The 23,254-nt window shown below is 67.2% G+C and carries 24 protein-coding genes and 1 tRNA gene; 13 read left to right on the forward strand and 12 right to left on the reverse strand.

Annotation, left to right across the window (positions count from 1 at the left end):
• Positions 1-6 precede the first annotated feature (6 nt).
• Positions 7-2,499, forward strand: coding sequence for a TonB-dependent receptor (locus JOY29_RS08180; protein ID WP_300973036.1), 2,493 nt, complete (start codon positions 7-9; stop codon positions 2,497-2,499).
• A gap of 61 nt (positions 2,500-2,560) precedes the next feature.
• Positions 2,561-3,286 carry an energy transducer TonB gene (locus JOY29_RS08185; RefSeq protein WP_300973037.1) on the forward strand — a complete coding sequence of 242 codons (726 nt, stop codon included), beginning with the start codon at positions 2,561-2,563 and terminating at the stop codon, positions 3,284-3,286.
• On the opposite strand, the gene JOY29_RS08190 is transcribed toward JOY29_RS08185, so the two are convergent.
• Entirely contained in the window at positions 3,287-4,582 is a 1,296-nt protein-coding gene (locus tag JOY29_RS08190; protein WP_300973038.1) for a L,D-transpeptidase family protein, read from the reverse strand.
• A 9-nt stretch (positions 4,583-4,591) separates the two neighbouring features.
• Entirely contained in the window at positions 4,592-5,173 is a 582-nt protein-coding gene (locus tag JOY29_RS08195) for a hypothetical protein (protein WP_300973039.1), read from the reverse strand.
• Positions 5,174-5,509: 336 nt separating this feature from the next.
• Between JOY29_RS08195 and JOY29_RS08200 the strand changes: the two genes are divergently transcribed.
• Both JOY29_RS08200 and JOY29_RS08205 read left to right on the forward strand, forming a co-directional pair.
• Positions 5,510-7,507 carry a PAS domain S-box protein gene (locus JOY29_RS08200; RefSeq protein WP_300973040.1) on the forward strand — a complete coding sequence of 666 codons (1,998 nt, stop codon included), beginning with the start codon at positions 5,510-5,512 and terminating at the stop codon, positions 7,505-7,507.
• The gene (locus tag JOY29_RS08205; RefSeq protein WP_300973041.1) at positions 7,504-8,079 is read left to right on the forward strand and encodes a response regulator transcription factor; all 576 of its coding nucleotides are present in this window, start codon (positions 7,504-7,506) and stop codon (positions 8,077-8,079) included. The genes JOY29_RS08200 and JOY29_RS08205 overlap by 4 nt, the downstream gene beginning before the upstream one ends.
• A 24-nt stretch (positions 8,080-8,103) precedes the next feature.
• Here JOY29_RS08205 and JOY29_RS08210 read toward each other — a convergent pair.
• Positions 8,104-8,196, reverse strand: a tRNA-Ser gene (locus JOY29_RS08210).
• Between the two features lie 269 nt (positions 8,197-8,465).
• On the opposite strand from JOY29_RS08210, the gene JOY29_RS08215 reads away from it, so the two are divergent.
• Positions 8,466-9,227, forward strand: coding sequence for a Crp/Fnr family transcriptional regulator (locus tag JOY29_RS08215; protein ID WP_300973042.1), 762 nt, complete (start codon positions 8,466-8,468; stop codon positions 9,225-9,227).
• 17 nt (positions 9,228-9,244) lie between these two features.
• Here JOY29_RS08215 and pyrC read toward each other — a convergent pair whose 3' ends face one another.
• A complete protein-coding gene (gene pyrC, locus JOY29_RS08220; RefSeq protein WP_300973043.1) occupies positions 9,245-10,414 on the reverse strand; it encodes a dihydroorotase in 1,170 nt (389 codons plus the stop codon).
• Between the two features lie 23 nt (positions 10,415-10,437).
• Between pyrC and JOY29_RS08225 the strand changes: the two genes are divergently transcribed.
• Positions 10,438-11,139, forward strand: coding sequence for a folate-binding protein (locus JOY29_RS08225; protein WP_300973044.1), 702 nt, complete (start codon positions 10,438-10,440; stop codon positions 11,137-11,139).
• On the opposite strand, the gene JOY29_RS08230 is transcribed toward JOY29_RS08225, so the two are convergent.
• The 3 genes from JOY29_RS08230 to JOY29_RS08240 form a co-directional block, all read right to left on the reverse strand.
• On the reverse strand, positions 11,136-11,405 hold the full coding sequence (locus JOY29_RS08230; RefSeq protein ID WP_300973045.1) for a hypothetical protein: 270 nt from the start codon (positions 11,403-11,405) through the stop codon (positions 11,136-11,138). The genes JOY29_RS08225 and JOY29_RS08230 overlap by 4 nt on opposite strands.
• Entirely contained in the window at positions 11,402-14,080 is a 2,679-nt protein-coding gene (gene acnA / locus JOY29_RS08235; protein ID WP_300973046.1) for an aconitate hydratase AcnA, read from the reverse strand. The genes JOY29_RS08230 and acnA overlap by 4 nt, the downstream gene beginning before the upstream one ends.
• Before the next feature lie 94 nt (positions 14,081-14,174).
• Entirely contained in the window at positions 14,175-14,636 is a 462-nt protein-coding gene (locus tag JOY29_RS08240) for a low affinity iron permease family protein (protein ID WP_300973047.1), read from the reverse strand.
• A gap of 153 nt (positions 14,637-14,789) precedes the next feature.
• On the opposite strand from JOY29_RS08240, the gene JOY29_RS08245 reads away from it, so the two are divergent.
• Positions 14,790-14,987 (forward strand): hypothetical protein, encoded by a 198-nt coding sequence (locus JOY29_RS08245; RefSeq protein ID WP_300973048.1) that lies wholly within the window; start codon positions 14,790-14,792, stop codon positions 14,985-14,987.
• On the opposite strand, the gene JOY29_RS08250 is transcribed toward JOY29_RS08245, so the two are convergent.
• Positions 14,984-15,961, reverse strand: coding sequence for a magnesium transporter CorA family protein (locus JOY29_RS08250; RefSeq protein WP_300973049.1), 978 nt, complete (start codon positions 15,959-15,961; stop codon positions 14,984-14,986). The genes JOY29_RS08245 and JOY29_RS08250 overlap by 4 nt on opposite strands.
• 64 nt (positions 15,962-16,025) lie before the next feature.
• On the opposite strand from JOY29_RS08250, the gene dmeF reads away from it, so the two are divergent.
• From dmeF to JOY29_RS08265, 3 genes are read left to right on the forward strand one after another with little or no spacing between them, the layout of a single operon-like run.
• Positions 16,026-16,937, forward strand: coding sequence for a CDF family Co(II)/Ni(II) efflux transporter DmeF (gene dmeF, locus JOY29_RS08255; protein WP_300973050.1), 912 nt, complete (start codon positions 16,026-16,028; stop codon positions 16,935-16,937).
• A gap of 10 nt (positions 16,938-16,947) precedes the next feature.
• Positions 16,948-17,502, forward strand: a complete 555-nt coding sequence (locus JOY29_RS08260) for a DUF2585 family protein (RefSeq protein ID WP_367280011.1) — start codon at positions 16,948-16,950, stop codon at positions 17,500-17,502.
• A gap of 35 nt (positions 17,503-17,537) precedes the next feature.
• Positions 17,538-18,047, forward strand: coding sequence for an acyloxyacyl hydrolase (locus tag JOY29_RS08265; protein WP_300973051.1), 510 nt, complete (start codon positions 17,538-17,540; stop codon positions 18,045-18,047).
• On the opposite strand, the gene JOY29_RS08270 is transcribed toward JOY29_RS08265, so the two are convergent.
• The gene (locus JOY29_RS08270) at positions 18,044-18,385 is read right to left on the reverse strand and encodes a CrcB family protein (RefSeq protein WP_300975511.1); all 342 of its coding nucleotides are present in this window, start codon (positions 18,383-18,385) and stop codon (positions 18,044-18,046) included. The genes JOY29_RS08265 and JOY29_RS08270 overlap by 4 nt on opposite strands.
• Positions 18,382-19,347, reverse strand: coding sequence for a DUF808 domain-containing protein (locus JOY29_RS08275; protein ID WP_300973052.1), 966 nt, complete (start codon positions 19,345-19,347; stop codon positions 18,382-18,384). Before JOY29_RS08275 ends, JOY29_RS08270 begins: the two co-directional genes overlap by 4 nt.
• Positions 19,348-19,489: 142 nt before the next feature.
• Between JOY29_RS08275 and serS the strand changes: the two genes are divergently transcribed.
• The 3 genes from serS to JOY29_RS08290 all read left to right on the forward strand — a co-directional run bounded on the left by serS (position 19,490) and on the right by JOY29_RS08290 (position 21,919).
• Complete coding sequence (gene serS / locus JOY29_RS08280; RefSeq protein WP_300973053.1) at positions 19,490-20,749, forward strand: serine--tRNA ligase; 1,260 nt, start codon at positions 19,490-19,492, stop codon at positions 20,747-20,749.
• 61 nt (positions 20,750-20,810) lie between these two features.
• Positions 20,811-21,548, forward strand: coding sequence for an alpha/beta fold hydrolase (locus JOY29_RS08285; protein WP_300973054.1), 738 nt, complete (start codon positions 20,811-20,813; stop codon positions 21,546-21,548).
• 104 nt (positions 21,549-21,652) lie between these two features.
• Positions 21,653-21,919, forward strand: a complete 267-nt coding sequence (locus JOY29_RS08290; RefSeq protein WP_300973055.1) for a hypothetical protein — start codon at positions 21,653-21,655, stop codon at positions 21,917-21,919.
• Positions 21,920-21,922: 3 nt separating this feature from the next.
• Here JOY29_RS08290 and JOY29_RS08295 read toward each other — a convergent pair whose 3' ends face one another.
• On the reverse strand, positions 21,923-22,357 hold the full coding sequence (locus JOY29_RS08295) for a hotdog fold thioesterase (RefSeq protein WP_300973056.1): 435 nt from the start codon (positions 22,355-22,357) through the stop codon (positions 21,923-21,925).
• Positions 22,358-22,395: 38 nt separating this feature from the next.
• Positions 22,396-23,151, reverse strand: a complete 756-nt coding sequence (locus JOY29_RS08300; protein WP_300973057.1) for a phenylalanine 4-monooxygenase — start codon at positions 23,149-23,151, stop codon at positions 22,396-22,398.
• Positions 23,152-23,254: the final 103 nt, after the last annotated feature.

Consider the following 23,254-nt stretch of genomic DNA (forward strand, 5'->3'; position numbering starts at 1 on the left):
AAAATCGTGAACCGAGCCGTTGGTCCTGCGCGCCTGTTGCTGACGCTTCTCGCCGGCAGCGCCCTGTCGACCCCCGCCTTCGCGCAGGCCGCGGGGCAGCCTGTGACGGCATCGGCCGAGCAGCCCGCCGATGACGGCCAGGAAGCCGACTCGACCGAGATCGTGGTGACCGCGCAGAAGCGCGAGGAGAACCTCCAGGACGTGCCGGTCAGCATTCAGGCGATCGGCACCCGCCGCCTCGACCAGCTGAACATTTCCAACTTCGAGGATTATACGAAGCAGCTGCCGTCGGTCTCCTACCAGACGGCGGCCCCGGGCTCGACGGTGGTCTACATGCGCGGCGTCGCCTCGGGCGGCGACGGCAACCATTCGGGCTCCCTGCCGAGCGTCGGCACCTACCTGGACGAGCAGCCCGTCACCACCATCGGCGGCACGCTCGACGTCCACATCTACGACATCGCCCGGATCGAAAGCCTCGCCGGGCCGCAGGGCACGCTGTACGGCGCGTCGAGCCAGGCCGGGACCATCCGCATCATCACCAACAAGCCGGAGCTCGGAGTCACCGCAGGCAGGCTCGATGCCGAGGTCAACACGGTCCACAAGGGCGGCTTCGGCGGCAGCCTCGAAGGGATGATCAACCTTCCCATCGCCGACAATATCGCCTTCCGCGGCATCGCATTCTGGCGCCACGACGGTGGCTATATCGACAACATCCTCGGCAGCCGCACCTACGAATCCGCCGGCGGTGACCTCAGCTTCACCAACGCCGCGCTGGTCGACGACGACATCAACGGCGTGCGCACCTATGGCGGACGGGCGGCGCTCAAGATCGACCTGGACGAGAACTGGACCGTCCTTCCGCAGGTCATGCACCAGAATCAGAAGGCCGACGGGGTCTTCTTCTACGACCCCGATCTTGGCGACCTCAAGGCCGAGCGCTTCTTCGAAGACAAGGGCCGGGACGAGTTTACCCAGGCGGCGCTGACCATCACCGGCAAGGTCTTCAACTTCGACCTGACCTATTCCGGCGCCTATCTGGACCGGCCGACCTACAGCTTCACCGACTACACCGATTACACCGACGCCTATGACTCTTACTACATCGCCTGCTGCGGGACGCCGCTGCTCGACTACCAGACCTATGTCGACAATGCCGGCAACACGATCGACCCGCGCCAGTTCATCGAGGGCACCAACCACTTCAAGAAACTAAGCCAGGAGGTCCGGCTGTCCTCTCCCGCCGACCGCCCCTTCCGGGTCATTGTCGGTGGCTTCTACCAGCGGCAGACGAACGACATCTACCAGAACTACCTGGTCGCGCGGCTGGCGGACAACCTCTCCGTGCCGGGCTATCCCGGCACCATCTGGCTGACCAAGCAGGAGCGCGTCGACAAGGATTATGCCCTGTTCGGCGAAGCCAGCTTCGACGTCACGCCGCAGATCACGCTGACCGGCGGCGGGCGCCTGTTCCGCTTCGACAACACCCTGTTCGGCTTCGCCGGCTTCGGGCCCGGCAATCCCGGCGGCTTCTCCAGTGGCTACCGCCGCTGCCTGACCGTCAACGGTCTCCAGCTCCGCAACGATCCGACCAGCCCGCTCGCCCAGGGCGGGGTGGACGGAACGCCCTGCACCAACGTCGGCAACGTCGTCGACGGCAAGCTGGTGCCGAGGCGGAGCAAGGGTGACGGCTTCACCCATCGGGTGAACGCCCAATACAAGCCGACCGAAGACCTGATGTTCTACGCCACCTGGTCGCGCGGCTTCCGTCCGGGCGGCATCAACCGTCAGCCCAACTCGCCGGCATACGACCCCGATTACCTGGTCAATTACGAACTGGGCTGGAAAGCCACGCTCGCCAACGGCCGGGTGCGCTTCAACGGCGCCGTCTACCATCAGAAATGGGAGGCCTTCCAGTTCAGCTTCCTTGGCGAGAACAGCCTGACGGTCATCCAGAATGGCCGTGACGCCGACATCAACGGCATCGAGACCGACATCAGCTATGTCGGTGGCGGACTGACGCTGAATGCGGCCGCGGCCTATACCGACGCCAAGGCAGCCGAGAACATCTGCGACTCCATCCTCGACGATGCCGCCTGCAGCGACAGCTTCATCGTCGCGCCAAAGGGCACCAGGCTGCCGGTGACTCCGCGCTTCAAGGCCGCCGCGACCGCCCGCTACGCATGGCCGGTCGGGCCTGGCCGGGCGCATGTCCAGGGCGGACTCTCCTACCAGAGCAGCGCCGGGACCGACATCCGCCAGGACGCGGATGGCGGCGGCACCAACCCGAACGACTTCCTCGGCCGACTCCGCAGCTACGCGCTGGCCGACGTCTTCGCCGGCTACAGCTGGGGTCGCTTCAACATCGAGGGCTTCGCGACCAACCTGTTCGACAAGCGCAACGACATCTCGCGCTCGGTCGGCTGCAGCATCTGCGTCAACACGCGCATCTATCCTGGCCGGCCGCGGACCATCGGCCTTCGCTTCGGGACGAGGTTCTAGGCAAGGCTTCCTTTTTCGATGTTTTCGGGATCGGCAGCAGTGCTGATGCGTTAGCTGCCGCATGCCGTGGCAGCCCTCCCGTGACGATCGCAAGAAGTCCCTCGCGCTGGTGCTCACCTTGCACCTGGGGCTTGGCGCCGCGCTGATCCTTGGCCTTCGCGGCGATCCCATGCGCCGGGTGGCCGAGGACGTGACGATGATCAACGTTCCGCTGCCTCCTCCGATGCCACCGGAAAAGGCGAGGCCACCTCAGCGCTCGGCGAGCGCTGCCCGCGAGCGGGCCGGTGCCGAGGACCTGGCGGCGCGCCCTGCCCCGGTCGTCCTGCCTCCGCCGGTCATCCCGCTACCGACCGCCTCTTCCCCGAGGACGGCGGACGAGGCAGCACCCATTACCGGCAACGCACAAAGCGCCGGGGCAGGATCGCAGCCGGGGCCGGGCCGGGGCGCCGGTGGAAACGGCGACGGAACGGGCGGCGGAGGCGATGGGGGCAGCGGCGCCGGCGGCCTTGGCAACGAGGCGCGTCTGCTGTCGGGCAATCTCACCCGCTCCGATTATCGCCGGATCCGCAGCTTCGGCGCGCTGCGCGGCCAGGCGGTGCTCGGGATCGAGGTCAGCGCCGGCGGCCGCCTGACCCGCTGCCAGCCGATCAGTTCGTCGGGCAATGGCGCGCTGGACGAGGAACTCTGCCGGCTGCTCGGCCGCACCTTCTGGGAGCCGGCCCGGAGCCGCGCCGGCACGCCGGTCCCGGTAGCGCTGCGTTACGTCGCGACCTGGGACCGCAACTGATCAGCGGCGGGCAAGCCGCCTCGTCCCCGCCGGGGCACCGTCACGGCGGTAGATGTCCTCGTAATAGGCCAGCTCGGTGCCGCTCGGGACCGCCGTCAGATAGGTGAGATAGACGGGCACCGGCTTGGCCATGGACACCTTCTGCTCCGGCGTGGCGCCCTTGGCGCGCAGCGGCTTGCCGTAGAGCCAGGTGGCGAGGCGATGCGCGGCCTCGAGCCGCACGCAGCCGCCGCTGAACAGCCGCGCCGCTTCGCCGAACAATTCGTCCTGCGGCGTGTCGTGGAGGTAGATGCCCTGGGCATTGGGGAACATGAACTTCATGTCGCCCATGCTGTTGGCAGGGCCAGGCAACTGGCGGAGACGCACTTCCTTGCGGCCAGCCGCGACCGCCTTCCAGTCGACCGAAGCCGGATTGACGACTTTCGGCCTGTCGGACCAGTCGGAAAGCACCTGATAGCCCTTCTGGCGCAGATAAGCGTTTCCACCCTTGACCACGTTGGGCACGATCCGCTCGGCGGCGAGGTCACTCGGCACGTTCCAGTAGGGGCGCAGCGAGGTGTAGCGGATCAGGGCCGCCATCATCGGCGTCGGATAGACGGGCTTGCCGACCACCACCCGCATCATGTCCACGGTCTGATTGTTCTCGACCATGAAGAGGCGCTGGGCGGCGACATTGACCAGCACGTAGCGCCCGCCAGCTGGCAGACTGCGCGCGCGCTGCAGATTCTTGGATACGAGTGCGGCCGTCGGCGCATCAAGGCGATTGTCGGTCAGCTGACGGCGGAGCTGGGCGTAATAGGGGTGCATCCACCCCATGTCGCGCACCCATGTGCCGAGATTGGGGGCCGCGCTGGCGGCAGCGAGGATCGACGCGGCGCTCGGCGCCTGCGGACGGAGTTCACTGTCGACGTAGATGATGCCCACGTTGGGAGCCCGGCGGAGGTCCTGCACGTAGCGGGCCAGGGCATCGGACAAGGCCCGGTCGGCCCGGGCGATCGCCTGAGGGTTGCCGCCAAAGGCGGCCCGCACGAGGCGCGGAAGCTCGCGGCTGCGGTACCGCCGCGGATCGAGGCCATCGACCTTGGCGGTCTGGATCAGACGGACCAGTTCGTTCGCGGCGGCGGCGTTGCCGGGCCGGAAGAACAGCGAGCCGCCGACCGCCTGGGACGCGACCGGCTGCGCAGCGGCAGCGGTCGGCTCCAGGGCCGTGGTGGCAAGCAACAGGCCCGCAAAGAATAGTGCCGGGCGCACGAGGCGCCCGGCACGCAAGCCAATGAAGTTACGCTCTTGGCTCATTCAATCTCCTTAGCCGCGCTCACCGCTCCGGCTCGGAGTCGGGGCCGGCTCCTGGTAGGTACCGGTGGTGCCGGTCGTACCCTGCGCCGGGGCGCCCGGGTAATACTGGCCGTTCTGGACGTAACCGTCGACACGGCCGTCACGATCATTGTCGGCCCAGATGGCACCGGCGAGACCGCCGACCACCGCGCCAGCGACGGCACCTTCAAGAATGCCGAGACCCGGGATCAGGGCGCCGGCGCCCGCACCCACCGCAGCACCGACACCGGCACCGGTGGCGACGCGACCGAGGGTCGAATCCCAGCCGCTCGGCTGGCCCTGATAATATTGGCCGTTCTGCACATAGCCGTCGGCATAACCGTCATTGTTGTTGTCGGCCCACACGGCGCCGGCGAGACCGCCGACGGCAGCGCCAACGGCCGCACCCGTGATCGTGCTCACGCCCGGAACCACGGCGCCAACGGCAGCACCGCCAACGCCACCAATAGCAGCGCCCGTCGCGGCATCGGCCAGCGTGTCATTCGAAGTGGTCGAGCAGGCGCCCAGCGACAGCGAGCTGGCGGCCGCCAATGCGATCAGTGTCTTTTTCATTTGCCTTCTCCCGATGGTATTTCTCGACGACATGGTCGCACCTGATCCTGCCGGCGACGGAAATTCCACCGAGGAACAGACGAACCAAAGTCAGCGCGGCCCTAACGCCAGTGCTTGGCGACAGGTTCCGGACATGAAACAAGACGTGTGGTTCCAACGGCTTACTTCCGGACCATAGTGCATTCGCCTGAGCCGTCGATGAATTTCGCGATCACGGGGCTTGGGTCGGCATCCACACTCCGCAGAGCCCAGCACAAGTTGAGGCTCCCGAAACCCGCAGGCCCGTCGGTCCTCTAGGATGCAGTAGATAGTTTTCGACGCGCGAGCATCCTGCCTGTGAACCACTTTCAGCCGTTCCCGTCCATGCCGCCGAGCCGCGCGACGATCGACGACATCTCCAGTGCGGACTCCCTGTCTCACCTGATCGCCGAGACCACGAGCGACGCCTTTGTCGCGATCAACTGCGACAACCGGATCGTCTACTGGAACAGCGGCGCCGAGCGGATGCTCGGCTGGTCGGCTGCCGAAGCGATCGGGGAGTCGCTTCACATCATCATCCCCCCCGATCATCGCCAGGCCCATTCGCGCGGCATGGCACGACTATGCGCAGGCGCGGAGCCAAAGCTGGTCGGCAACACCACCGAGATCGCCGCCCTGACAAAGGAAGGCGGAACGCTTCCGGTCGAACTCTCGCTGACGATGTGGACCGAACCGGCCAACGGTAAGCCCGCCGGTTTCGCGGCCATCATGCGCGACATCTCGCAACGCCGCGCACTCGAAGAGGAGCGCAACGCCTACGCCCGGCGCCTCGAAGAGCAGTTCGCCGCCATTGAAGCCGCCAGCGACGGGATCGCGACCACCGACGAGGCCGGCTATTTCCAGTTCATGAACAGGGCTCATGCGCTGATGTTCGGTTACGAGCGCGCCTCCGATGCCGTCGGCGTTCACTGGACAGAGCTCTACGATCCGGCCGAGGCGCGGCGGATCGAAGAGGAAGCCGTGCCCCAGATTGCCGCGCAGGGCTCGTGGCGCGGCGAGGCCTCGGGCCGCCACCTCAATGGCAGCGCAATCGAGCAGGAGGTCACCCTTTCCGCCGGCGCCAACGGGGGCCTCATCTGCATTACCCGCGACATCAGCGAGCGGCAGCGCGTCATGCGCGAACGCATCCGCACCCGCGAGCAACTGCTCCTTGCCGAGCGTCAGGAGACGATCGGTCGCGTCATGTCCGGCATGGTGCACGACTTCAACAATCTGATGGCCGTCATCTCCGCCTCCGCGGCGGCGCTTGAGCAGGATGGCGGAGCCGAACCGGCGCAGGTCGCCCGGATCCACAACGCCGCGAGCGCCGCCTCCAAGCTGCTGCACAAGATCATGAAGCCCGAGCGGCGGACGGCGGACGTTCAGGTGATCGACTTGAGCCGCATCGTCCGCGAGGTCGCGGAGCTGATCGAAGTAAGCCTGGCGCCCGGCCATGGCATTACCGTCGAGGCGCCCGACCAGGAAATCTCCATCCAGGCCGACGAGAGCGAATTGATGCAGGTGCTGATGAACCTCTGCACCAATGCCCGCGATGCGCTTGCCCCCGACCTGCCGGGCCATATCGCCCTGACGGTTGAAGCAACCCACAGCAGCCGCCTGCTCGGAACACCCGCAATCGGCCACAAGCCATCGGGCCCCGTCGCCCTCGTCCGCGTCGAGGACAATGGCTGCGGCATCGCGCGCGAAGACCTGGAGCGGATCTTCGAGCCGTTCGTCACCCGCAAGAAGGCGCTCGGCACCGGCCTTGGCCTGGCAGTGGTGGCCAAGCTGGTCTCCGAAGCGGGTGGCGCCATCTTCGTCGCCACCGGCGAGGGCGGAACCTGCTTCGAGCTAACATGGCCGCTGGACGGCGCCGAACGGGAGCCCCTTGATCAACATGCAGTCCCGGAACGGGTGGACCTGAGCGGCCGAACGATCCTCTCGGTCGACGACAATCCGGCCCTGCTCGACCTCATTGCCCTGCATCTCGAGCGTGTCGGCGCCGAGGTCTGCCCCTGCCCGTCGCCGGCCGAAGGCCTGGCGGTGCTTCGTGACTCGTCGACCCACTGGGATGCGATCGTGGTCGACTATGACATGCCGGAGATGAACGGGGTGGAGTTTGCGGCGATGGCACGGCAGATCCGGCCGGAGGTTCCGATCATCCTCTGCTCCGCCGTCGCCGAGGATCTGGTCATTCCGCCGACCTCCCGCGCCTTGTTCGCCGCCATCCGGTCCAAGTCCAACCTCCACCTGCATCTTCCGGCGACCGTCTCCAGCGCCATCTCACCCGCCTCGGCATCGGACACGAACCCATGAAGCTCCTCATCGTCGACGACCACGAAATGCTGCGGGGGGCACTCGCCTCCTATCTCCAGACCGATCCCGACTGTCGGGTGCACGAAGCCGAGGATGTGCCGTCCGCCCTTCGCGTGCTGCGCAAGGAAGGCCCGTTCGACGTCGTGCTGCTCGACTTCCACCTGCCGGGGATGGACGGTCTCGACGGCCTGCGGGAGATCATGGCGGCCAATCAAGATCGGCCCGTCGCTCTCTTCTCCGGTTCGGCGGACTCCTCGGTAGCCGCCGCGGCCCTGCGCTGCGGCGCATCGGCCTTCCTGTCGAAGACCATGCCTATCGAGGAGCTGAAGCTCGAGCTTGGCAACATCGTCGCCAACCGGGCGCCAACCTGGCTTCCGGGCAGCGGCGATATCGGCGCTTCTGCCGTTCACCTCACCCCGCGCCAGGAGCAGGTACTGCAGGGCATCCGCAACGGCCAGTCGAGCAGCGAGATCGCACGCGACCTGTCGCTTCAGGAAACCACCGTGCGCATGACGATGAAGCTGCTCTTCGCCAAGCTGCGGGTGGAAGATGGGGGCCAGGCGCCCGCCTGAGCGGGGGCGCAACGGCATGCGGCATGGCGGAGACGGAGGGATTCGAACCCTCGGTACGGTAATTCACCGTACGGCGGTTTAGCAAACCGCTGGTTTCAGCCACTCACCCACGTCTCCGGATGCATCGGCCGCCGGTGCGTCTAGCCGACCCCTTCGTGCTGTTCAACCATGTTGCGCGAAGGCATCCCCGGTACGGCCCGAAGGGCAAAATGCGGATCGCAGGTTGATTTCCGGCAATGTTCTCGATTGTCGGGAACCCGACACTGCAATTGCGCTAAGTCGTTGCAAAATAAGGTATTGCTTCAGGATGAAACAGTGACGTAATGGTCGAGCCGGGGGTGGGCTGGGAGCTGTTTTGTCCGGCCCGAGTGTGGAGCAGCGGGGCCATGGATCTTCCGAGCGACATTTCTGCTGGGTCCACCCTTGAGCAGGCCTTTGTGCTCAACCGGCTGCTCGCGACGCTGTCGCCGACCGAGCGAACCCTGCTCGAGCCGCATGCCGAGATCATCAATTGCAGGAGCGGCGAGCAACTGCTCACCGCGGGACAGGTCGCGACCCGATGCCTGTTTCCGTTCGACGGCCTGATGATCTCGCTGAAGCGCGTGCTGGCGGGCGGCCGGTCGGTCGAAGTTGCCGCAATCGGCCGCGAAGGCGCCCTTGGAGGCATCGTCAGCTGCGGCCAGGCCGCGGCCTTTACCCATGCTGTCGTGCAGCTCCCCGGACCCGCCGCCGCCCTCCCGCTCACGGCGCTGGAGGACGCCAAGCGGGCCAGCCCGCACCTGCAGAACCTCTTCTGCCGCTATTCCGACGCCCTGTTGTCGCAGGTCATGCAGTCGGTCGCATGCAACGCCTTTCACCCGATCGAAGCCCGGGCGGCACGCTGGCTTCTTCATGCCCAGGACCGAGCCGCGAGCGACCGCCTGGCGCTTACCCAGGAAAGCCTGGCGGGACTGCTCGGCGTGCAGCGGACGACGGTCAATGCGGTCGCCCGGGTGCTGCAGGAACAGGGACTGATCGCCTATCGGCGTGGTGCCATCCAGGTCACCGATCGCCGCGGCCTGCATAAGGTCAGCTGCGAATGCTATGCCGCGATCGAGGACCATTTCCACGCCATCCTTGGCCCTGACGGACGCGGAGCGCGACCCTGACACGCCGATCCGGTGGGTCAGTCGTTCTGCATGGTCGAACGCCGCTTGGTCGCCTTGACCTTGGCAGCCTCGGCGGCGGATGTCGCGGCGCACCCGCGCGGGGGAAGGAATGCACCTAGAGCCCCTTTTTCAGGCAAGCGCAGCCGGGAGCGCTGAGCGGCGAGCCTCCAGCCAAGCTGCTCGCCCGCATGGAAGGGAATGAGATCGGAGCCGGCAGCGGGAATCCGCTCGGGGACTGTCACTTCGGTCCGTTCGAGCGTGATCCGTTCCTCGTTGAGCGGCAGGCCGTAGAAGCGCGGGCCATGCTCGGAAGCGAAAGCTTCGAAGCGGTCGAGCGCGCCTTCTTCCTCGAACACCTTGAGATAGCTTTCGAGCGCGTGCGTCGCGTTCCAGATGCCCGCGCAGCCACAGCCCGACTCTTTTGCTTCGCGCAGGTGCGGCGCGCTGTCGGTGCCGAGGAAGAACTTGGGGCTGCCCGAGACAGCGGCCGCGCGGATCGCCAGCCGGTGCCGCTCGCGCTTGACCACCGGCAGGCAGTAGGCGTGCGGGCGAAGGCCGCCGGCGAACAGGGCGTTGCGGTTGAGGTGAAGGTGCTGCGGCGTGATCGTCGCCGCGAGATTCGGCCCGGCGCCTTGGACGAAAGCGGCGCTGTCGGCGGTGGTGATATGCTCGAGGACGACCCTCAGGCCGGGAAAGTCGCGAAGCACCGGGGCAAGCACCCGATCCAGGAACACCGCCTCGCGATCGAAGATGTCGATATCCGGGTCGGTCACCTCGCCATGGACCAGCAGCAGCATGCCGATCTTCTCCATTCGTTCGAGGGCGCGATGGATGTTGCGGACGTCGGTGACGCCGCTGTGGCTGTTGGTGGTCGCGCCGGCCGGATAGAGCTTGGCGGCAATCCACACGCCTTCCGCATGGCCCCGCTCGAGCTCGTCGGGATCGATCGTATCCGTCAGGTAGCAGGTCATCAGGGGTGTGAAGCCTGGGCCCGCAGCTGCGACGATCCGCTCGCGATAGCTCCTCGCCGCCTCCACCGTGGTCACCGGCGGGACGAGGTTGGGCATGATGATCGCCCGTGCGAACTGCCGCGCGCTGTAGGGCGCAACCGCCTTCAGCATCTCCCCGTCGCGCAGGTGAAGGTGCCAGTCGTCGGGGCGGCGGATGGTGAGGCTTTGCGTTTGCACGGCGGCCTTCCTAGCTAAGACCCATGGCCTTCACCACCCTGACCGACCGCTCCCTGATCCGCCTGTCCGGGGAGGACGTGCGCGGCTTCCTGCAGGGGCTGGTCACCAACGATGTGACGAAGGAGCTGCCGGTCTGGGCGGCGCTCTTGTCGGCGCAGGGCAAGTGCCTGTTCGACTTCATGGTCTGGGCAGAGGGCGAAGATCTGCTGATCGACTGCGCGGCGGACGGAGCGGACGATCTGGCCAAGCGCCTCCGCATGTATCGCCTGCGCAGGCCGATCACGATCGAGCAGGATGAAGCGCTGGCGGTGCACTGGTCGCGTGACGGATCGGACGGCGTTCCGGACCCGCGATTGCCGGACCTTGGCCGTCGCTGGCTAGCGCCCGCCAGTGAGCCGGCGACCGGCTACCTGCGCCATCGCCTCTCCCACGGCGTCTGTGAAGGCCGGGCGGAGCTTGGCGACCTGCTCTGGCTGGAGTGCAATGCGGTTGAGCTCAACGGCGTCAGCTTCACCAAGGGCTGCTATGTCGGGCAGGAGAATACGGCGCGCATGAACTGGCGCCAGAAGGTCAACCGCCGGCTGGTGGTGGTCCCCGCCGCCGCTCCGACCCAGCGGACGAAGGCCTTCTACCCGGAGCTCGGCCTGGCGGTCGAACACCGCCGGGTCGACGACCTTGCGGGTCTCAGCCTGCCGGCCTGGCTGCGCCAGGCGCTGGCCGCCTAGAACGCGGCTTCGTTGCGCTTGCGGGAGGCTGCGATGCGGATCAGGGCGACGATACCAATGCCCGCCCAGATCACGTTCAGCACCGCCGACGGCCAGGCCTTGAAGTAGCCGGAATTGATCACGAAGCCGATCGCTCCGAGCACGTTCATCCACTGGTAGGCAGGCGAGCGGGCGTTGACCTTGCCGGCCGTCAGCAGGGCATAGCCGCCAAGGATCAGCAGGGCGGCGAGCCACCCTGCGACATCCACCATCAGCCGTTCGGTCACGCTGCCAGCTTGCGCAGCACATAGGGCAGGATGCCGCCCGCGTGGAAATACTCCAGCTCGTTAAACGTATCGATCCGGCAGCGTGCGGTGATGGTGCGGGTGGTGCCGTCCTGGCCGGTCACCTCGACCTCCACATCCTGGCGCGGCTGGATTCCAGCGACGTCGCGGATGGTGAAACTCTCGGTCCCGTCGAGGCCGAGGCTTTCGGCATTCTCACCGGCCTGGAACTGCAGCGGAAGGACGCCCATGCCGACCAGGTTCGAGCGGTGGATGCGCTCGAAGCTCTCGGCGATCACGGCGCGGACGCCGAGCAGGACCGTGCCCTTGGCCGCCCAGTCGCGCGACGAGCCGGTGCCATATTCCTTGCCCGCAAGAATGACGAGCGGAACGCCGGCGTCCTTGTAGGCCATGGCGGCGTCGTAGATCGCCTGCTGCTCGCCGCTGAGGAGGTTGCGGGTGAAGCCGCCTTCGACCCCCTCGATCATGCGGTTGCGGATGCGGATATTGGCGAAGGTGCCGCGCATCATCACGTCATGATTGCCGCGGCGCGCGCCGTAGCTGTTGAACTCCGACTTGGGCACCTGCCGCTCCATCAGCCAGCGGCCGGCGGGGCTTTCGGCCTTGATCGAACCGGCGGGGCTGATGTGGTCGGTGGTGATGCTGTCGCCGAACACCGCCAGCGCGCGGGCCGAGCTGATGTCCTCGATGCCCTTGGCGGTCATGCTCATGCCCGTGAAATAGGGCGGGTTGGCGATGTAGGTCGACGCCGCCGGCCACGCATAGGTGTCACCGCCGGTCACCGCGATGCCCTGCCAGCGCTCGTCGCCGCGATAGACGTCGGCATAGCGCTTGCGGAACAGGTCGGAATGGACGTGGGCATCGATCAGGGCGCGGATCTCGTCGTTCGACGGCCAGATGTCCTTGAGGAACACCGGCTCGCCGTTCGACGCGGTGCCGATCGGTTGGCTCGTGATGTCGCTGCGGACCGTTCCGGCCAGCGCATAGGCGACCACCAGCGGCGGGCTGGCGAGATAGTTGGCGCGGCAGTCGGGGCTGACCCGGCCTTCGAAGTTGCGATTGCCCGACAGGACTGAGACGGCGACGAGGTCGTTGCCGTTGATCGCCTGGCTGATCGGCTCGGGCAGCGGTCCCGAATTGCCGATGCAGGTGGTGCAGCCATAGCCGACGGTGTTGAATCCGATGGCGTCGAGATCCTCCTGCAGGCCGGCGGCGGCGAGATAATCGCTGACCACCTGGCTTCCCGGCGCAAGGCTGGTCTTCACCCACGGCTTGCGGTCGAGGCCGAGCGCGCGCGCCTTGCGGGCGACCAGGCCAGCGGCGATCAGCACGCTCGGGTTCGAGGTGTTGGTGCAGCTGGTGATGGCGGCGATGACGACGTCGCCACTGCCGAGGTCGTGGCTCTCGCCCTCGACCGCGACGCGGCCCTCGTCCGCCTTCTTGTAGACGTTGGCCAGCTCGGCGTTGAACTGGTCGTCGACGTCGCTGAGGATGACGCGGTCCTGCGGGCGCTTGGGCCCGGCGAGGCTGGGGACGACGCTGCCGAGGTCGAGCTCGAGCGTGTCGGTGAACAAGGGCTCCGGCGTCGAGGCGTCGCGCCACATGCCCTGGGCCTTGGTATAGGCCTCGACCAGCGCGATCCGTTCCTCGTCGCGCCCCGACAGGCGCAGATAGTCGATGGTGCGGTTGTCAATCGGGAAGAAGCCGCAGGTGGCGCCATATTCCGGCGCCATGTTGGCGATGGTGGCGCGATCAGCGAGGGTCATGGCGTCGAGGCCCGGCCCGTAGAATTCGACGAAGCGGCCGACCACGCCCTTGGCGCGCAGCATCTGGGTGACGGTCAGCACCAGGTCGGTGGCGGTGATGCCTTCCTTGAGCCCGCCGGTCAGACGGAAGCCCACCACTTCGGGGATGAGCATGCTGACCGGCTGACCGAGCATCGCGGCCTCGGCCTCGATCCCGCCGACGCCCCAGCCGAGCACGCCGAGGCCATTGACCATGGTCGTGTGGCTGTCGGTGCCGACGAGCGTGTCCGGATAGGCGATCTCCTCGCCATTCTGGTCGGCGGCGGTCCACACCGTCTGCGAAATATATTCGAGGTTCACCTGGTGGCAGATGCCGGTGCCCGGCGGCACGACCTTGAAGTTGTCGAACGCGGAGGAACCCCACTTGAGGAATTCGTAGCGTTCGCGGTTGCGGGCATATTCGTAGGCGACGTTGGCATCGGCGGCCTTGGGCGTCCCGAATTCATCGACCATCACCGAATGGTCGATGACGAGGTGCACGGGCACGAGCGGGTTGATCTTTTGGGGATCGCCGCCGAGCGCCTTCATCGCGTCGCGCATGGCCGCCAAGTCCACCACCGCCGGAACGCCGGTGAAGTCCTGCATCAGCACGCGCGCCGGGCGATACTGGATCTCGCGGCTGATCCGCCGCTCCTTCTGCCAGTCGGCCATTGCCTGGAGGTCCTCGCGGGTGACGGTCACGCCGTCCTCGAAGCGGAGCAGGTTCTCCAGCAGCACCTTCATCGAGAAGGGCAGGCGGCTGACGTCCCCGAGTTTCGCACCAGCCTTGCCAAGATCGTAGTAAGCGTAGCTCTTGCCGCCCACGTTGAGGGTCGAGCGGGTGCCGAGGCTGTCCTGGCCGGTCGGGATCATGCGGATACTCGCTGCTTGAGTTTGGGTTGCCGCGGCCCTTAGCAAGCCGAACCCTCCCCGTCATCCCGGGCTTCACCGAAGATGACAGGGGCCGTTAGCCTGTCTGACCATCCCCTACGCGCTCGATCGCCCGCTTGGCCTTCTCTCCGTCGGCAATGTCGTCGGAATGGAACGCAGCCGCTTCGACCAGCTCCTTTGCTTCTTCGCGAAGCTCGCGGATCTGCTCTTCGTCAAGGTCTTCTTCAATTCCGACCATTTCGTCGCGTGCGCGCCTGGTGGCCTTGATGAGCTCGTCCAGCTTGGCGTGCATCGCGACGTCGCGCCGGTGCGCCTCGGCCTCGCGGTCGTACTGGCCGTTCAGCACCATCTGGGCGAGGGTGATGGCGAGGATCGACAGCGCCGCCGTCAGCAGGTCCGTCGGAAGGCCGACCAGGAACCAGGCGCAGCAGAACAGGATCACCGCGATGTGCATCACGGGATGCGCGAACAGCCTCGCGAGCGCCTCTGACAAGCGGTCGCCGGCAAGAACCAACCAGTTGCGCTTCACCTTAGCCATTACGCAGGTCAAACGACGTTACGCTCGATCAGTTGCCTCGATCACCTAAGGGCTTGGGACGGCTTGAAAAAAGAATCGCTGTCCCCGGGAACATCCATGTGGCCGGGCGGTTGAATCGCGGTTGCCGGTCGTCCGGCCCAGCGGGGAAAAGCGATGTCCTTCACCAGCCCGGCCTTTGATCGCCGCCTTGCCGCCTTCGAGCGTGCCGAGGCCGGCCGTTCCGGACGTCCGCTAGGGGACCTGAGCCTCGCCCGCGTCGCCCTCGCCCGCCGGCTGAATGGCGCAAGTGCCGCCACCGACGTCGATCCGGCCACCGTGTCGCGCGGCTCGGCCTTCCTCCTCCGCGCCTAGATCCAGCCTTTCCGCCGCAGGATCCACAGCGGCAGAACCGCGCTCAGCACGATCAGTGTCAGCGCCATCGGATAGCCCATCAGCCATTCCAGTTCGGGCATATGCTCGAAATTCATGCCATAGATCCCGGCGATCAGCGTCGGCGGCAGGAAGATCAACGCCGCCCAGCTGAACAGCTTCATTGCGTTGTTCTGTTCGATGCTGATCAGCCCCAGGCTGGCATCGAGCAGAAAGGTGAGCTGGTTGGACTGGTAGGCGCTGTGGTCGATCAGCGCCGACAGGTCGCGTGCGAGGCTTTCCATCTGTTCGCGGGCCCGCGCGCATTCGGGACCATGCATGCGGTCGGACGCAAGCAGGAAGCTGACGCCGCGCGAGGTGCTGACTGCGGTCTCGCGGATCTTGGCGACCAGGCTCTGGACCCGACCGATGCGGTGCAGCAGGGCCTCGAGCCGGCGCGTCGGCACACGTGGCGCTTCGCCGCCGATGCGGCGGAAGGTCAGCGCGCTGATGCGCTCGATCTCCGCCCCGCCTTCCTCCAGTTCGTCGGCCAGCCGGTCGATGATGGCATCAAGCAGCCGGGTCAGGGCGGTCGGCGCGTCGCGGACGAGGTCGGGCGTCACCCGCGCTTCCCGCATGAAGGACAGCCAGGGTTTGGGCGTGACATAGCGCACCGTCACCAGCTTGCCGCCCTTGATGACGAAGCTGATCGGGGCGCTCTGCGGCTCGCCCTCCTGGACCCCGAACAGTACGCTCATGGTCATCACCAGCGCGCCGTCCCGCTCGTAAAGGCGGCTTGACGGCTCGATCTCGACCATGTCCTCGCGGGTCGGAACGGCGAAGCCGAGCGAGTGCTCGACCATCTGTTCCTCGTCGCGCGTGGGTTCGTCGAGGTCGACCCAGGTGGCGCCAGCAGGGATGACCCCGCACGTCTCGATCACGGAACCGTCGCAGTCGGGGCCATACGCACGCAGCATAGGGCCTTGTTCGCCGCGCTGTGGTGCCTTGGCAAGCCCCGTCCCCTCTTCTAGCCATGTGTCGATGGCCGCTCACGCCCACGACTTCCTCGGTGCCGCGCACGATCGCAACGCCCGGCGCACGCGCTGGGTGGTGATGCTGAGCGCCGTCATGACGGTCGCCGAGATCATCGCCGGCACCCTGACCGGATCGATGGCGCTGGTCGCCGACGGCTGGCACATGGCGACCCACACATTGGCGCTTGGAGTGAGCGCGCTTGCCTACTCCTTCGCCCGCAAGCGCTCGACGGACGCCGCCTACAGCTGGGGTACCGGCAAGGTCGGCAGCCTCGCCGGCTTCGCCTCGGCACTCGGCCTTGCCGCCGTGGCGGTCGGCATCCTGGTCGAGAGCGCCGGCCGCTTCGTCGAGCCGCGCACCGTCGACTATCGCGAGGCTCTGGCGGTCGCGGTCGTTGGCCTGCTGGTGAACCTCGCCAGCGCGCTGCTGCTCGGGCACGGCCACGATCATGGCGACGACCACGGGCATGGACACGATCACCACGACCACGATCACCATGGCCACGCGCATCACCACGACCACAATCTGCGCTCCGCCTATCTCCATGTGCTCGCCGACGCGCTGACCAGCGTGCTGGCGATCGCCGCGCTGGCCGCTGGCTGGTTCTACGGCTGGCGCTGGCTCGATCCCGCGGTCGCCATCGTAGGCGCCGTCGTCATCCTGCACTGGAGCCGCGGACTGGTCGCCGAGACCGCCGCGGTCCTGCTCGACCGCGTGCCCGACCCGGCGCTCAGCGCGGAGCTGAAGCGCCGCGTCGAGGGCGACGGGGAAGTGACGGTCAGCGACTGGCACTTGTGGACGGTCGGACCCGGTCGCTATGCCGCGATCGTCTCGGCCCGCGGCGCCCCCGCCTCCGAGATCCGCCGCCGCCTCGGCGCCGACCCGCGGATCGCCCACGTTACCGTCGAATGCGAGTGAGCCCTTACCCTTGAAGAAGCCCCTTCGGCCGGTCCTGGCCACCCTCCTCGTCATCGCCGGCGCCGCCGCCATCCTGTGGCTGATGGGCCGCCCCCTGCTCTACAAGGGCGGGCTGATCGAATTGTGGGGGCCGGTCGGGCCCAAGCAGAGCCAGATGCTGTTCGACTGGTACACGGCCAGCCACATCGTCCACGGCTTCCTCTTCTACGCGATCCTCCACCTGGTGGCGAAGCGTTGGAAGCCGGAAAGCCGCCTCCTCGCCGCCACCGCTGTCGAATCCGCCTGGGAGATCGTCGAGAATTCTCCGGTCATCATCGACCGCTACCGGGAGGCCACGATCGCGCTCGGCTATACCGGCGACAGCATCCTCAACTCGGTCAGCGACATCGTCGTCATGGTGGTCGGCTTCCTGGTCGCGCGGAAGGTGCCGGTGTGGGCGAGCGTAATGATCGTTCTGGTGCTCGAACTGGTGCCCCTCGCCATCATCCGCGACAATTTGACGCTCAACGTCTGGATGCTCCTCGCCCCCAACGACGCGCTGCGGAGCTGGCAGGCCGGCGCCTGACGGACCCCGGTGCGATGGAGGCGCGTTCGACCTTCATGATCCGCCCCATTTTCCTGCTTCTCGCGCTCGCTCTGCCCACCGCCGCCTCCGCCAGTGAACTTTTCGGTGGCGTCCATGCCCATGGCATCAAGAGCCCGCTCAGTCTCAACGCCGACCGCCAGGGCGGCGTGGCGCTCAGCTTCGGCTATCGCGGCGACCGCATCGGCGGCACCCCGCTCCAGCCCTATGCCTTCGGCTCGCTGAGCCTGAAGGGCGATACCAACTTTGCCGCCGCCGGCCTGTCCGGCCGCTTCGGGGATCGGATCTACGTCCGCCCGGGCCTTGGCATCGCCATCCACGACGGCTCCGCCTCCAACTTCGAGCGGGCCGACCGGCTGGCGTTCGGGAGCCGGGTGCTGTTCGAGCCGGAACTGGCGATCGGCGCGCAGATCAACGATCGCGCCAGCATCGAGGCGAGCTGGGTCCATCTTAGCCACGCGCAGATCTTCGGCAAGCAGAACCCCGGCCTCGACAATGTCGGCGTCCGGTTGAACTGGAAGCTCTAGCGGGCGATCGCCAGCCCGGCGGCGAGCGCCGCCAGCGACCCCGCGATCGTCGCCCCAGCATAAAACGCCGCCGTCGCGGGCGCGCGCGTCCACAGATCGACGCTCTCCAGTGCAAAGGCGCTCATGGTGGTAAAGCCGCCGAGCAGGCCGACGCCGAGCAGGAGCCGCGCCTGTTCGTTGCCGCCGCTCCGTGCCAGTACGCCCGCCAGCAGTCCCATGGCGAGGCAGCCCGCCACATTGACCGTCAGCGTCCCCCATGGCGCCCTGACCAGCCCGCCCAGCCACCAGCGCAGCAGCGCTCCGCTACCGCCACCGACGAAAACCAGCAGCGCGTTCAGTGCGCCGCCTCCGCCGCATCGCCGGTGCCCTTGCGCCCCGGCAGCAGGCCGAGCAGCGCGACGATGATCCCGCCGACCACGATGCCCGCGACCGCGCCGCCAAGCGCGTTCAGCAGCCACTCCCACACCGGCACCCAGAAGCCAATTCCTTCGGCGAGGGCGTGCGACGTGTCATGGACGAAGTGCGGAATGGCTTCCGCGATGTGCAACTCCTCGAGACCATGGAGGAGGATCTGGCCGCCGACCCACAGCATGGCGGCGGTGCCGATCACCGCCAGCGCCGCCAGCATCTTGGGCACCACATGGACCAGCCCGCGGCCGAAACGCTGGGCAAAGCTTGGCCCGCGTTCGGCAAGGTGGAGCCCCATGTCGTCCAGCTTCACGATGATCGCCACCAGCCCGTAGACACCAACGGTGATCGCCACCGCCACCGCACCCAGGATAACGGCCTGCATGCCGATGCTGTTGGCCTCCACCTCGGCAAGCGCGATGGCCATGATCTCGGCCGACAGGATGAAGTCGGTGCGGACCGCGCCCTTCACTTGCCGGTCCTCGAGCTCGGTCGGATCGTCGATCTCGACGAGATCCTCGACCGTATGGTCGTGGCCGCTGACCTTCTCCCAGATCTTGTGGGTCGCCTCATAGGCGAGGAAGGCGCCGCCGATCATCAGCAGCGGGATGATCGCCCACGGTGCCAAAGCCGACAGCAGCAAGGCGGCGGGAAGCAGGATGACCAGCTTGTTGAACAGCGACCCGCGGGCGATCTTGGCGATGATCGGGATCTCGCGCGCCGGCGACAGGCCGGTGACATAGCGCGGCGTCACCGCCGTATCGTCGATCACCACCCCCGCGGCCTTCATGCCCGCGCGGCCGGCGGCGGCACCGATATCGTCGACACTGGCGGCGGCAAGCTTGGCGATGGTCGCAACGTCATCGAGCAGCGCGGCAAGTCCAGACGGCATGGCTTTCCTTTATCCTCACCCCGCACCTGATCCGGGGTCTGAGTTCTTCTGCCCTCGTGAAAGAAGAAGGCGGATGCCGGGTCAAGCCCGGCATGACGGATAAGGTTGCGAACGGCCGCGCAATCGCGCATCCCGCCGCCCCATGCTGGACCTCGCCTTCCTTCGCCAGAACCGCGACCTCGTCGCCCGCGCCGCGGCGCAGAAGAATGTCGCGATTGATCTCGACGCCCTTCTCGCGCTCGACAGCGAGATGCGCGGTGCCAAGACCGAGATCGACCGGTTGCGGGCCGAGCGCAACGCCATCTCGGCCGGCTTCAAGAGCGCCGCGCCCGAGGAAAAGGCGGAACTCGGCCGCCGCGCCAAGGAAGCCGGTGCCGCCGCCAGTGCGATCGAGGCGGAGCTCGCAGACAAGGAGCAGGCGCTGCGCGACATGCTGCTTCGTCTTCCCAACATCCCGTGGGACGGCGCCCCGGTCGGCCCCGACGAGAACAGCAACGTCGTCATCCGTACCGAGGGCCAGGTGCCCGACTTCGCCTTTGCCCCGCGCGACCATGTCGAACTGGTGGAGATGAACGGCTGGGCCGACCTCGGCCGCATCGTCCAGGTGTCGGGCAGCCGCCAATATTGCCTGAAGGGCCGCCTCGCGATCCTCGAGACGGTGCTGATGGCCTGGGCACTGCAGAAGATCGCAGGCGCAGGCTTCACGCCGATCACCGTGCCCGCCCTCGTCCGCGAGGAAGCCTTCGTCCGCCAGGGCCAGTTCCCCGGCCACAAGGATGAGACCTACCAGCTTCCCAACGACGACCTGTGGCTGGCCGGCACCGCCGAGGTGGCGCTGACTTCGCTCCATTCGGGCGAGATCCTCGACCTGTTGAATGGGCCCGTCCTCTACGCCGGCTATTCGCCCTGCTTCCGCCGCGAGGCGGGCAGCGCCGGCCGCGACGTGCGCGGGCTGCTGCGCGTCCACCAGTTCAGCAAGGTCGAGCAGTTCGTCATCTGCGAGGCCGACGAGGCGACCAGCGCCCACTGGCACGCCCGTTTGCTCGGCCTTGCCGAGGAGCTTCTGACCGATCTCGAAATCCCCTATCAGGTGATCGAAACCTCGACCGGCGACATGGGCCTCGGCAAGTTCCGGATGAACGACATCGAAAGCTGGGTGCCTTCGCTCGGCAAGTATCGCGAGACGCACAGCTGCTCGACCCTGCACGACTGGCAGGCCCGCCGCGCCAACCTTCGCTACCGCGACTCCGACGGCAAGGTCCGCTTCGCCCACACACTGAACAATACGGCGCTGGCGTCCCCGCGAATCCTCGTGCCTTTGCTGGAAAACCATCAGGCGGAGGATGGCCGCGTGCGCCTGCCCAAGGCGCTTCAACCGATGATGGGCGGCGAGTGGCTGTGAGGCGGCCCATGGTCGGCACTCCGGCCGTGATCCGGAGTCCGGCTTCTTCCTCGCTGCGCACATGACCGGCCCGAGCGGGATGCCGGACCGGGTCCGGCATGACGAAGACCCCGACACTTTCCCACCCGCCACCAACCTGCGCCTGCGCGAGATCGCCACCATGCTCCCCAATGCCTGGCGGCTGTTGGTCAAGCCAACCCCGCTCGGCCCACGCGACGGGCCGAAGTGCCTGGTCGTGCCCGGCTTTCTTGCCCACGACCGCTCCACCCTGCGGCTGCGAGAGGCGCTGGCGGCGGCCGGCTGGCGGGTCCATGGCTGGAAGGCCGGCGTGAACCTCGGTGCGCGGGCCGACACGCTCGACCGGCTGACCCGCCGCCTCGACAAGCTGTCCCGCCACGGGCCGGTGCTGCTGGTCGGCTGGAGCCTCGGCGGCGTCTACGCGCGTGAGCTTGCGCATCGTCATCCCGGCAGGATTGCCGCCGTGGTGACCCTCGGCTCGCCATTCTCCGGGGACCCCACCTGGAACAACGTCTGGCGCACCTATGAGCGGATCGCCGGCCACCCCGTGACCAGTCCGCCGATCGCGCGGACTCCGGGCAAGCCACCCGTGCCGACCCTCGCCCTCTGGTCGCGATGCGACGGGATTGTCGCCCCGCGTGCCGCCTACGGCCTGGACGATGAACGCGATTCCGCCGTCGAGCTGGCCTGTAACCATCTTGGCTTCGTCGTCACCCGCGCCGGAGCGGAAGCGGTGGTCGCCGCCATTACGACCTTCCTTCGCGCGTCCGCGCGGGCCTGACCTCCGGCATTTCTCGACCGCGACGGTCGCTGGCAGAACGAGCGCTCGGCTTCGACGTCGCAGGCTGCTATCGTGCCGCGGCCATCAACACTGGAGCTGTTCCCATGCCCGCCTTGATGTTCCTCGCCGCGCTCGCCGTTCAGGCCGTCGAACCCGCCCAGGCCGCGACCAGGCCAGCCAAGGAAGACAAGATCGTCTGTACGAGGCGGCCGCAGGCCTCGCTCGGCAGCAACATCGCTGCCAAGCGCGTCTGCAAGAAGCAGTCGGAGCTGGACGAGGAAGCGCGGCTGGCCAAGCGCAACCTGCAGAAGTTCCAGGATCATCGCAGCGACCCCTATGTGGTGCCGGGCGGCCAGCCGATCCCGCAGTAAGCCTCAGGCCTGCGACATCGCAATCACGGCGAGGGTGATCCGGGACAGGCAGACCAGCTTGCCGCGCTCGTCGGTGATGCGGATGGTCCAGACCTGGGTTGTCCGTCCAATCGCTTCGGCGCTCGCCCGCGCCGTCACCGGCCCTTCGCGTACCGGCCGGATGTGGTTGGCGTTGATCTCGAGCCCGACCACCACCTTCTCGGCCGGATCGACCGTCATGGCGCCGGCCATGCTCGCCACCGTCTCCGCCAGCGCCACGCTCGCGCCGCCGTGGAGCCGTCCGAACGGCTGATGGGTCCGTTGGTCGACCGGCATGGTCGCCTCCAGCCAGTCGTCGCCGCGGCCGGTGAATACGATGCCGAGATGCCCCGGCATGCTCGCGTCACCAAGGCGGGTGAGGATTTCGAAATCGATCTCTGAGGAATGCCAGATGCTCATGGGAGCGAGGCTAAGCAGAAGCCGGGGCCGGGCGCCAGTCAGGGCAGCGGCCGGGTCAGGGCCGCCACCACCGCATCCATGTCGTCAGCGACCAGGTAGAGCGGCTGCATCGCATCGTGGCGGTAGGCCGTCGCGACCGCGCCTTCCGGCGTGAAGCGCCGCCGTTCGATGGCCTCGTCTTCGAGGCTCTTGCGCGCCTCGCCGAAGCTGGACGCAAGGCCAGCGCCGAGGATCCGCACCGCGCCTTTCTCCCGCACCAGCCCGAACTCGATCGTATGCCAGTAGAGCCGCGCGACCTTGTCGCCATGGCCGGCCGCGATCGCCGCAACACCCGTTTCCCCAAACTTCTGCATGGCGTCGGCGACGGCCCGGTCCGCCAGCATCGGCACGTGGCCGTATATGTCGTGGAAGCAGTCGGGCTCCTCCAGATAATCGAGCTGCGCCCGCGTGCGGATGAAGTTGCCGACCGGGAAGACGCTTTCCGCCAGCATGGCGAAGAAGGCCTCGTCGGGCACCAGCCCTGCCACCGCCACGCAGCGCCAGCCGGTCAGCCGGAGCAGCCGCGCGTTCAGCCGGCCGAGCTCCGGAATGCCGCCATCGCCAAGCCCCAACCCGGCCAGCCCGTCGAAGAAGCGCTCGACGATCAGCCCGTCGAGCAGCGCCGTCTGCCGCGCATGGAGGATGTCCCATGTCTCATGCTCTTCGGCAGTGAAGCGAGACCAGCCCTGGTCGACGGTCCACCCCGCCCAGCCCGGGCCGGCGTCCTCTTCCTGGGTCGCGAAATGCTTGAACATTGGGGTCATCCTTGGGTTCGAAGGCAATAAAAAACCCCGCCGGACCTGTGCCTGGCGGGGTGGTGGAAGCTCGCTTGATCTACGCGCGCGTCAGCCGGTCCCC

Origin of the sequence: Sphingomonas sp. LHG3406-1, assembly GCF_029637485.1 — a bacterium.
Classification (GTDB): Bacteria; Pseudomonadota; Alphaproteobacteria; order Sphingomonadales; family Sphingomonadaceae; genus Sphingomicrobium.

What these genes read in the sequence shown, in the direction of transcription:
- JOY29_RS08240 (WP_300973047.1), bottom strand. Translation starts at nt 14,636, where the DNA reads ATGGCTAAGGTGAAGCGCAACTGGTTGGTTCTTGCCGGCGACCGCTTG.
- JOY29_RS08185 (WP_300973037.1), top strand. Translation starts at nt 2,561, where the DNA reads ATGCCGTGGCAGCCCTCCCGTGACGATCGCAAGAAGTCCCTCGCGCTG.
- JOY29_RS08265 (WP_300973051.1), top strand. Translation starts at nt 17,538, where the DNA reads ATGATCCGCCCCATTTTCCTGCTTCTCGCGCTCGCTCTGCCCACCGCC.
- JOY29_RS08285 (WP_300973054.1), top strand. Translation starts at nt 20,811, where the DNA reads ATGACCGGCCCGAGCGGGATGCCGGACCGGGTCCGGCATGACGAAGAC.
- acnA (WP_300973046.1), bottom strand. Translation starts at nt 14,080, where the DNA reads ATGATCCCGACCGGCCAGGACAGCCTCGGCACCCGCTCGACCCTCAAC.
- JOY29_RS08215 (WP_300973042.1), top strand. Translation starts at nt 8,466, where the DNA reads ATGGATCTTCCGAGCGACATTTCTGCTGGGTCCACCCTTGAGCAGGCC.
- JOY29_RS08245 (WP_300973048.1), top strand. Translation starts at nt 14,790, where the DNA reads ATGTCCTTCACCAGCCCGGCCTTTGATCGCCGCCTTGCCGCCTTCGAG.
- JOY29_RS08275 (WP_300973052.1), bottom strand. Translation starts at nt 19,347, where the DNA reads ATGCCGTCTGGACTTGCCGCGCTGCTCGATGACGTTGCGACCATCGCC.
- serS (WP_300973053.1), top strand. Translation starts at nt 19,490, where the DNA reads ATGCTGGACCTCGCCTTCCTTCGCCAGAACCGCGACCTCGTCGCCCGC.
- JOY29_RS08290 (WP_300973055.1), top strand. Translation starts at nt 21,653, where the DNA reads ATGCCCGCCTTGATGTTCCTCGCCGCGCTCGCCGTTCAGGCCGTCGAA.
- JOY29_RS08295 (WP_300973056.1), bottom strand. Translation starts at nt 22,357, where the DNA reads ATGAGCATCTGGCATTCCTCAGAGATCGATTTCGAAATCCTCACCCGC.
- JOY29_RS08195 (WP_300973039.1), bottom strand. Translation starts at nt 5,173, where the DNA reads ATGAAAAAGACACTGATCGCATTGGCGGCCGCCAGCTCGCTGTCGCTG.
- JOY29_RS08190 (WP_300973038.1), bottom strand. Translation starts at nt 4,582, where the DNA reads ATGAGCCAAGAGCGTAACTTCATTGGCTTGCGTGCCGGGCGCCTCGTG.
- JOY29_RS08225 (WP_300973044.1), top strand. Translation starts at nt 10,438, where the DNA reads ATGGCCTTCACCACCCTGACCGACCGCTCCCTGATCCGCCTGTCCGGG.
- JOY29_RS08250 (WP_300973049.1), bottom strand. Translation starts at nt 15,961, where the DNA reads ATGCTGCGTGCGTATGGCCCCGACTGCGACGGTTCCGTGATCGAGACG.
- dmeF (WP_300973050.1), top strand. Translation starts at nt 16,026, where the DNA reads ATGGCCGCTCACGCCCACGACTTCCTCGGTGCCGCGCACGATCGCAAC.
- JOY29_RS08205 (WP_300973041.1), top strand. Translation starts at nt 7,504, where the DNA reads ATGAAGCTCCTCATCGTCGACGACCACGAAATGCTGCGGGGGGCACTC.
- JOY29_RS08300 (WP_300973057.1), bottom strand. Translation starts at nt 23,151, where the DNA reads ATGTTCAAGCATTTCGCGACCCAGGAAGAGGACGCCGGCCCGGGCTGG.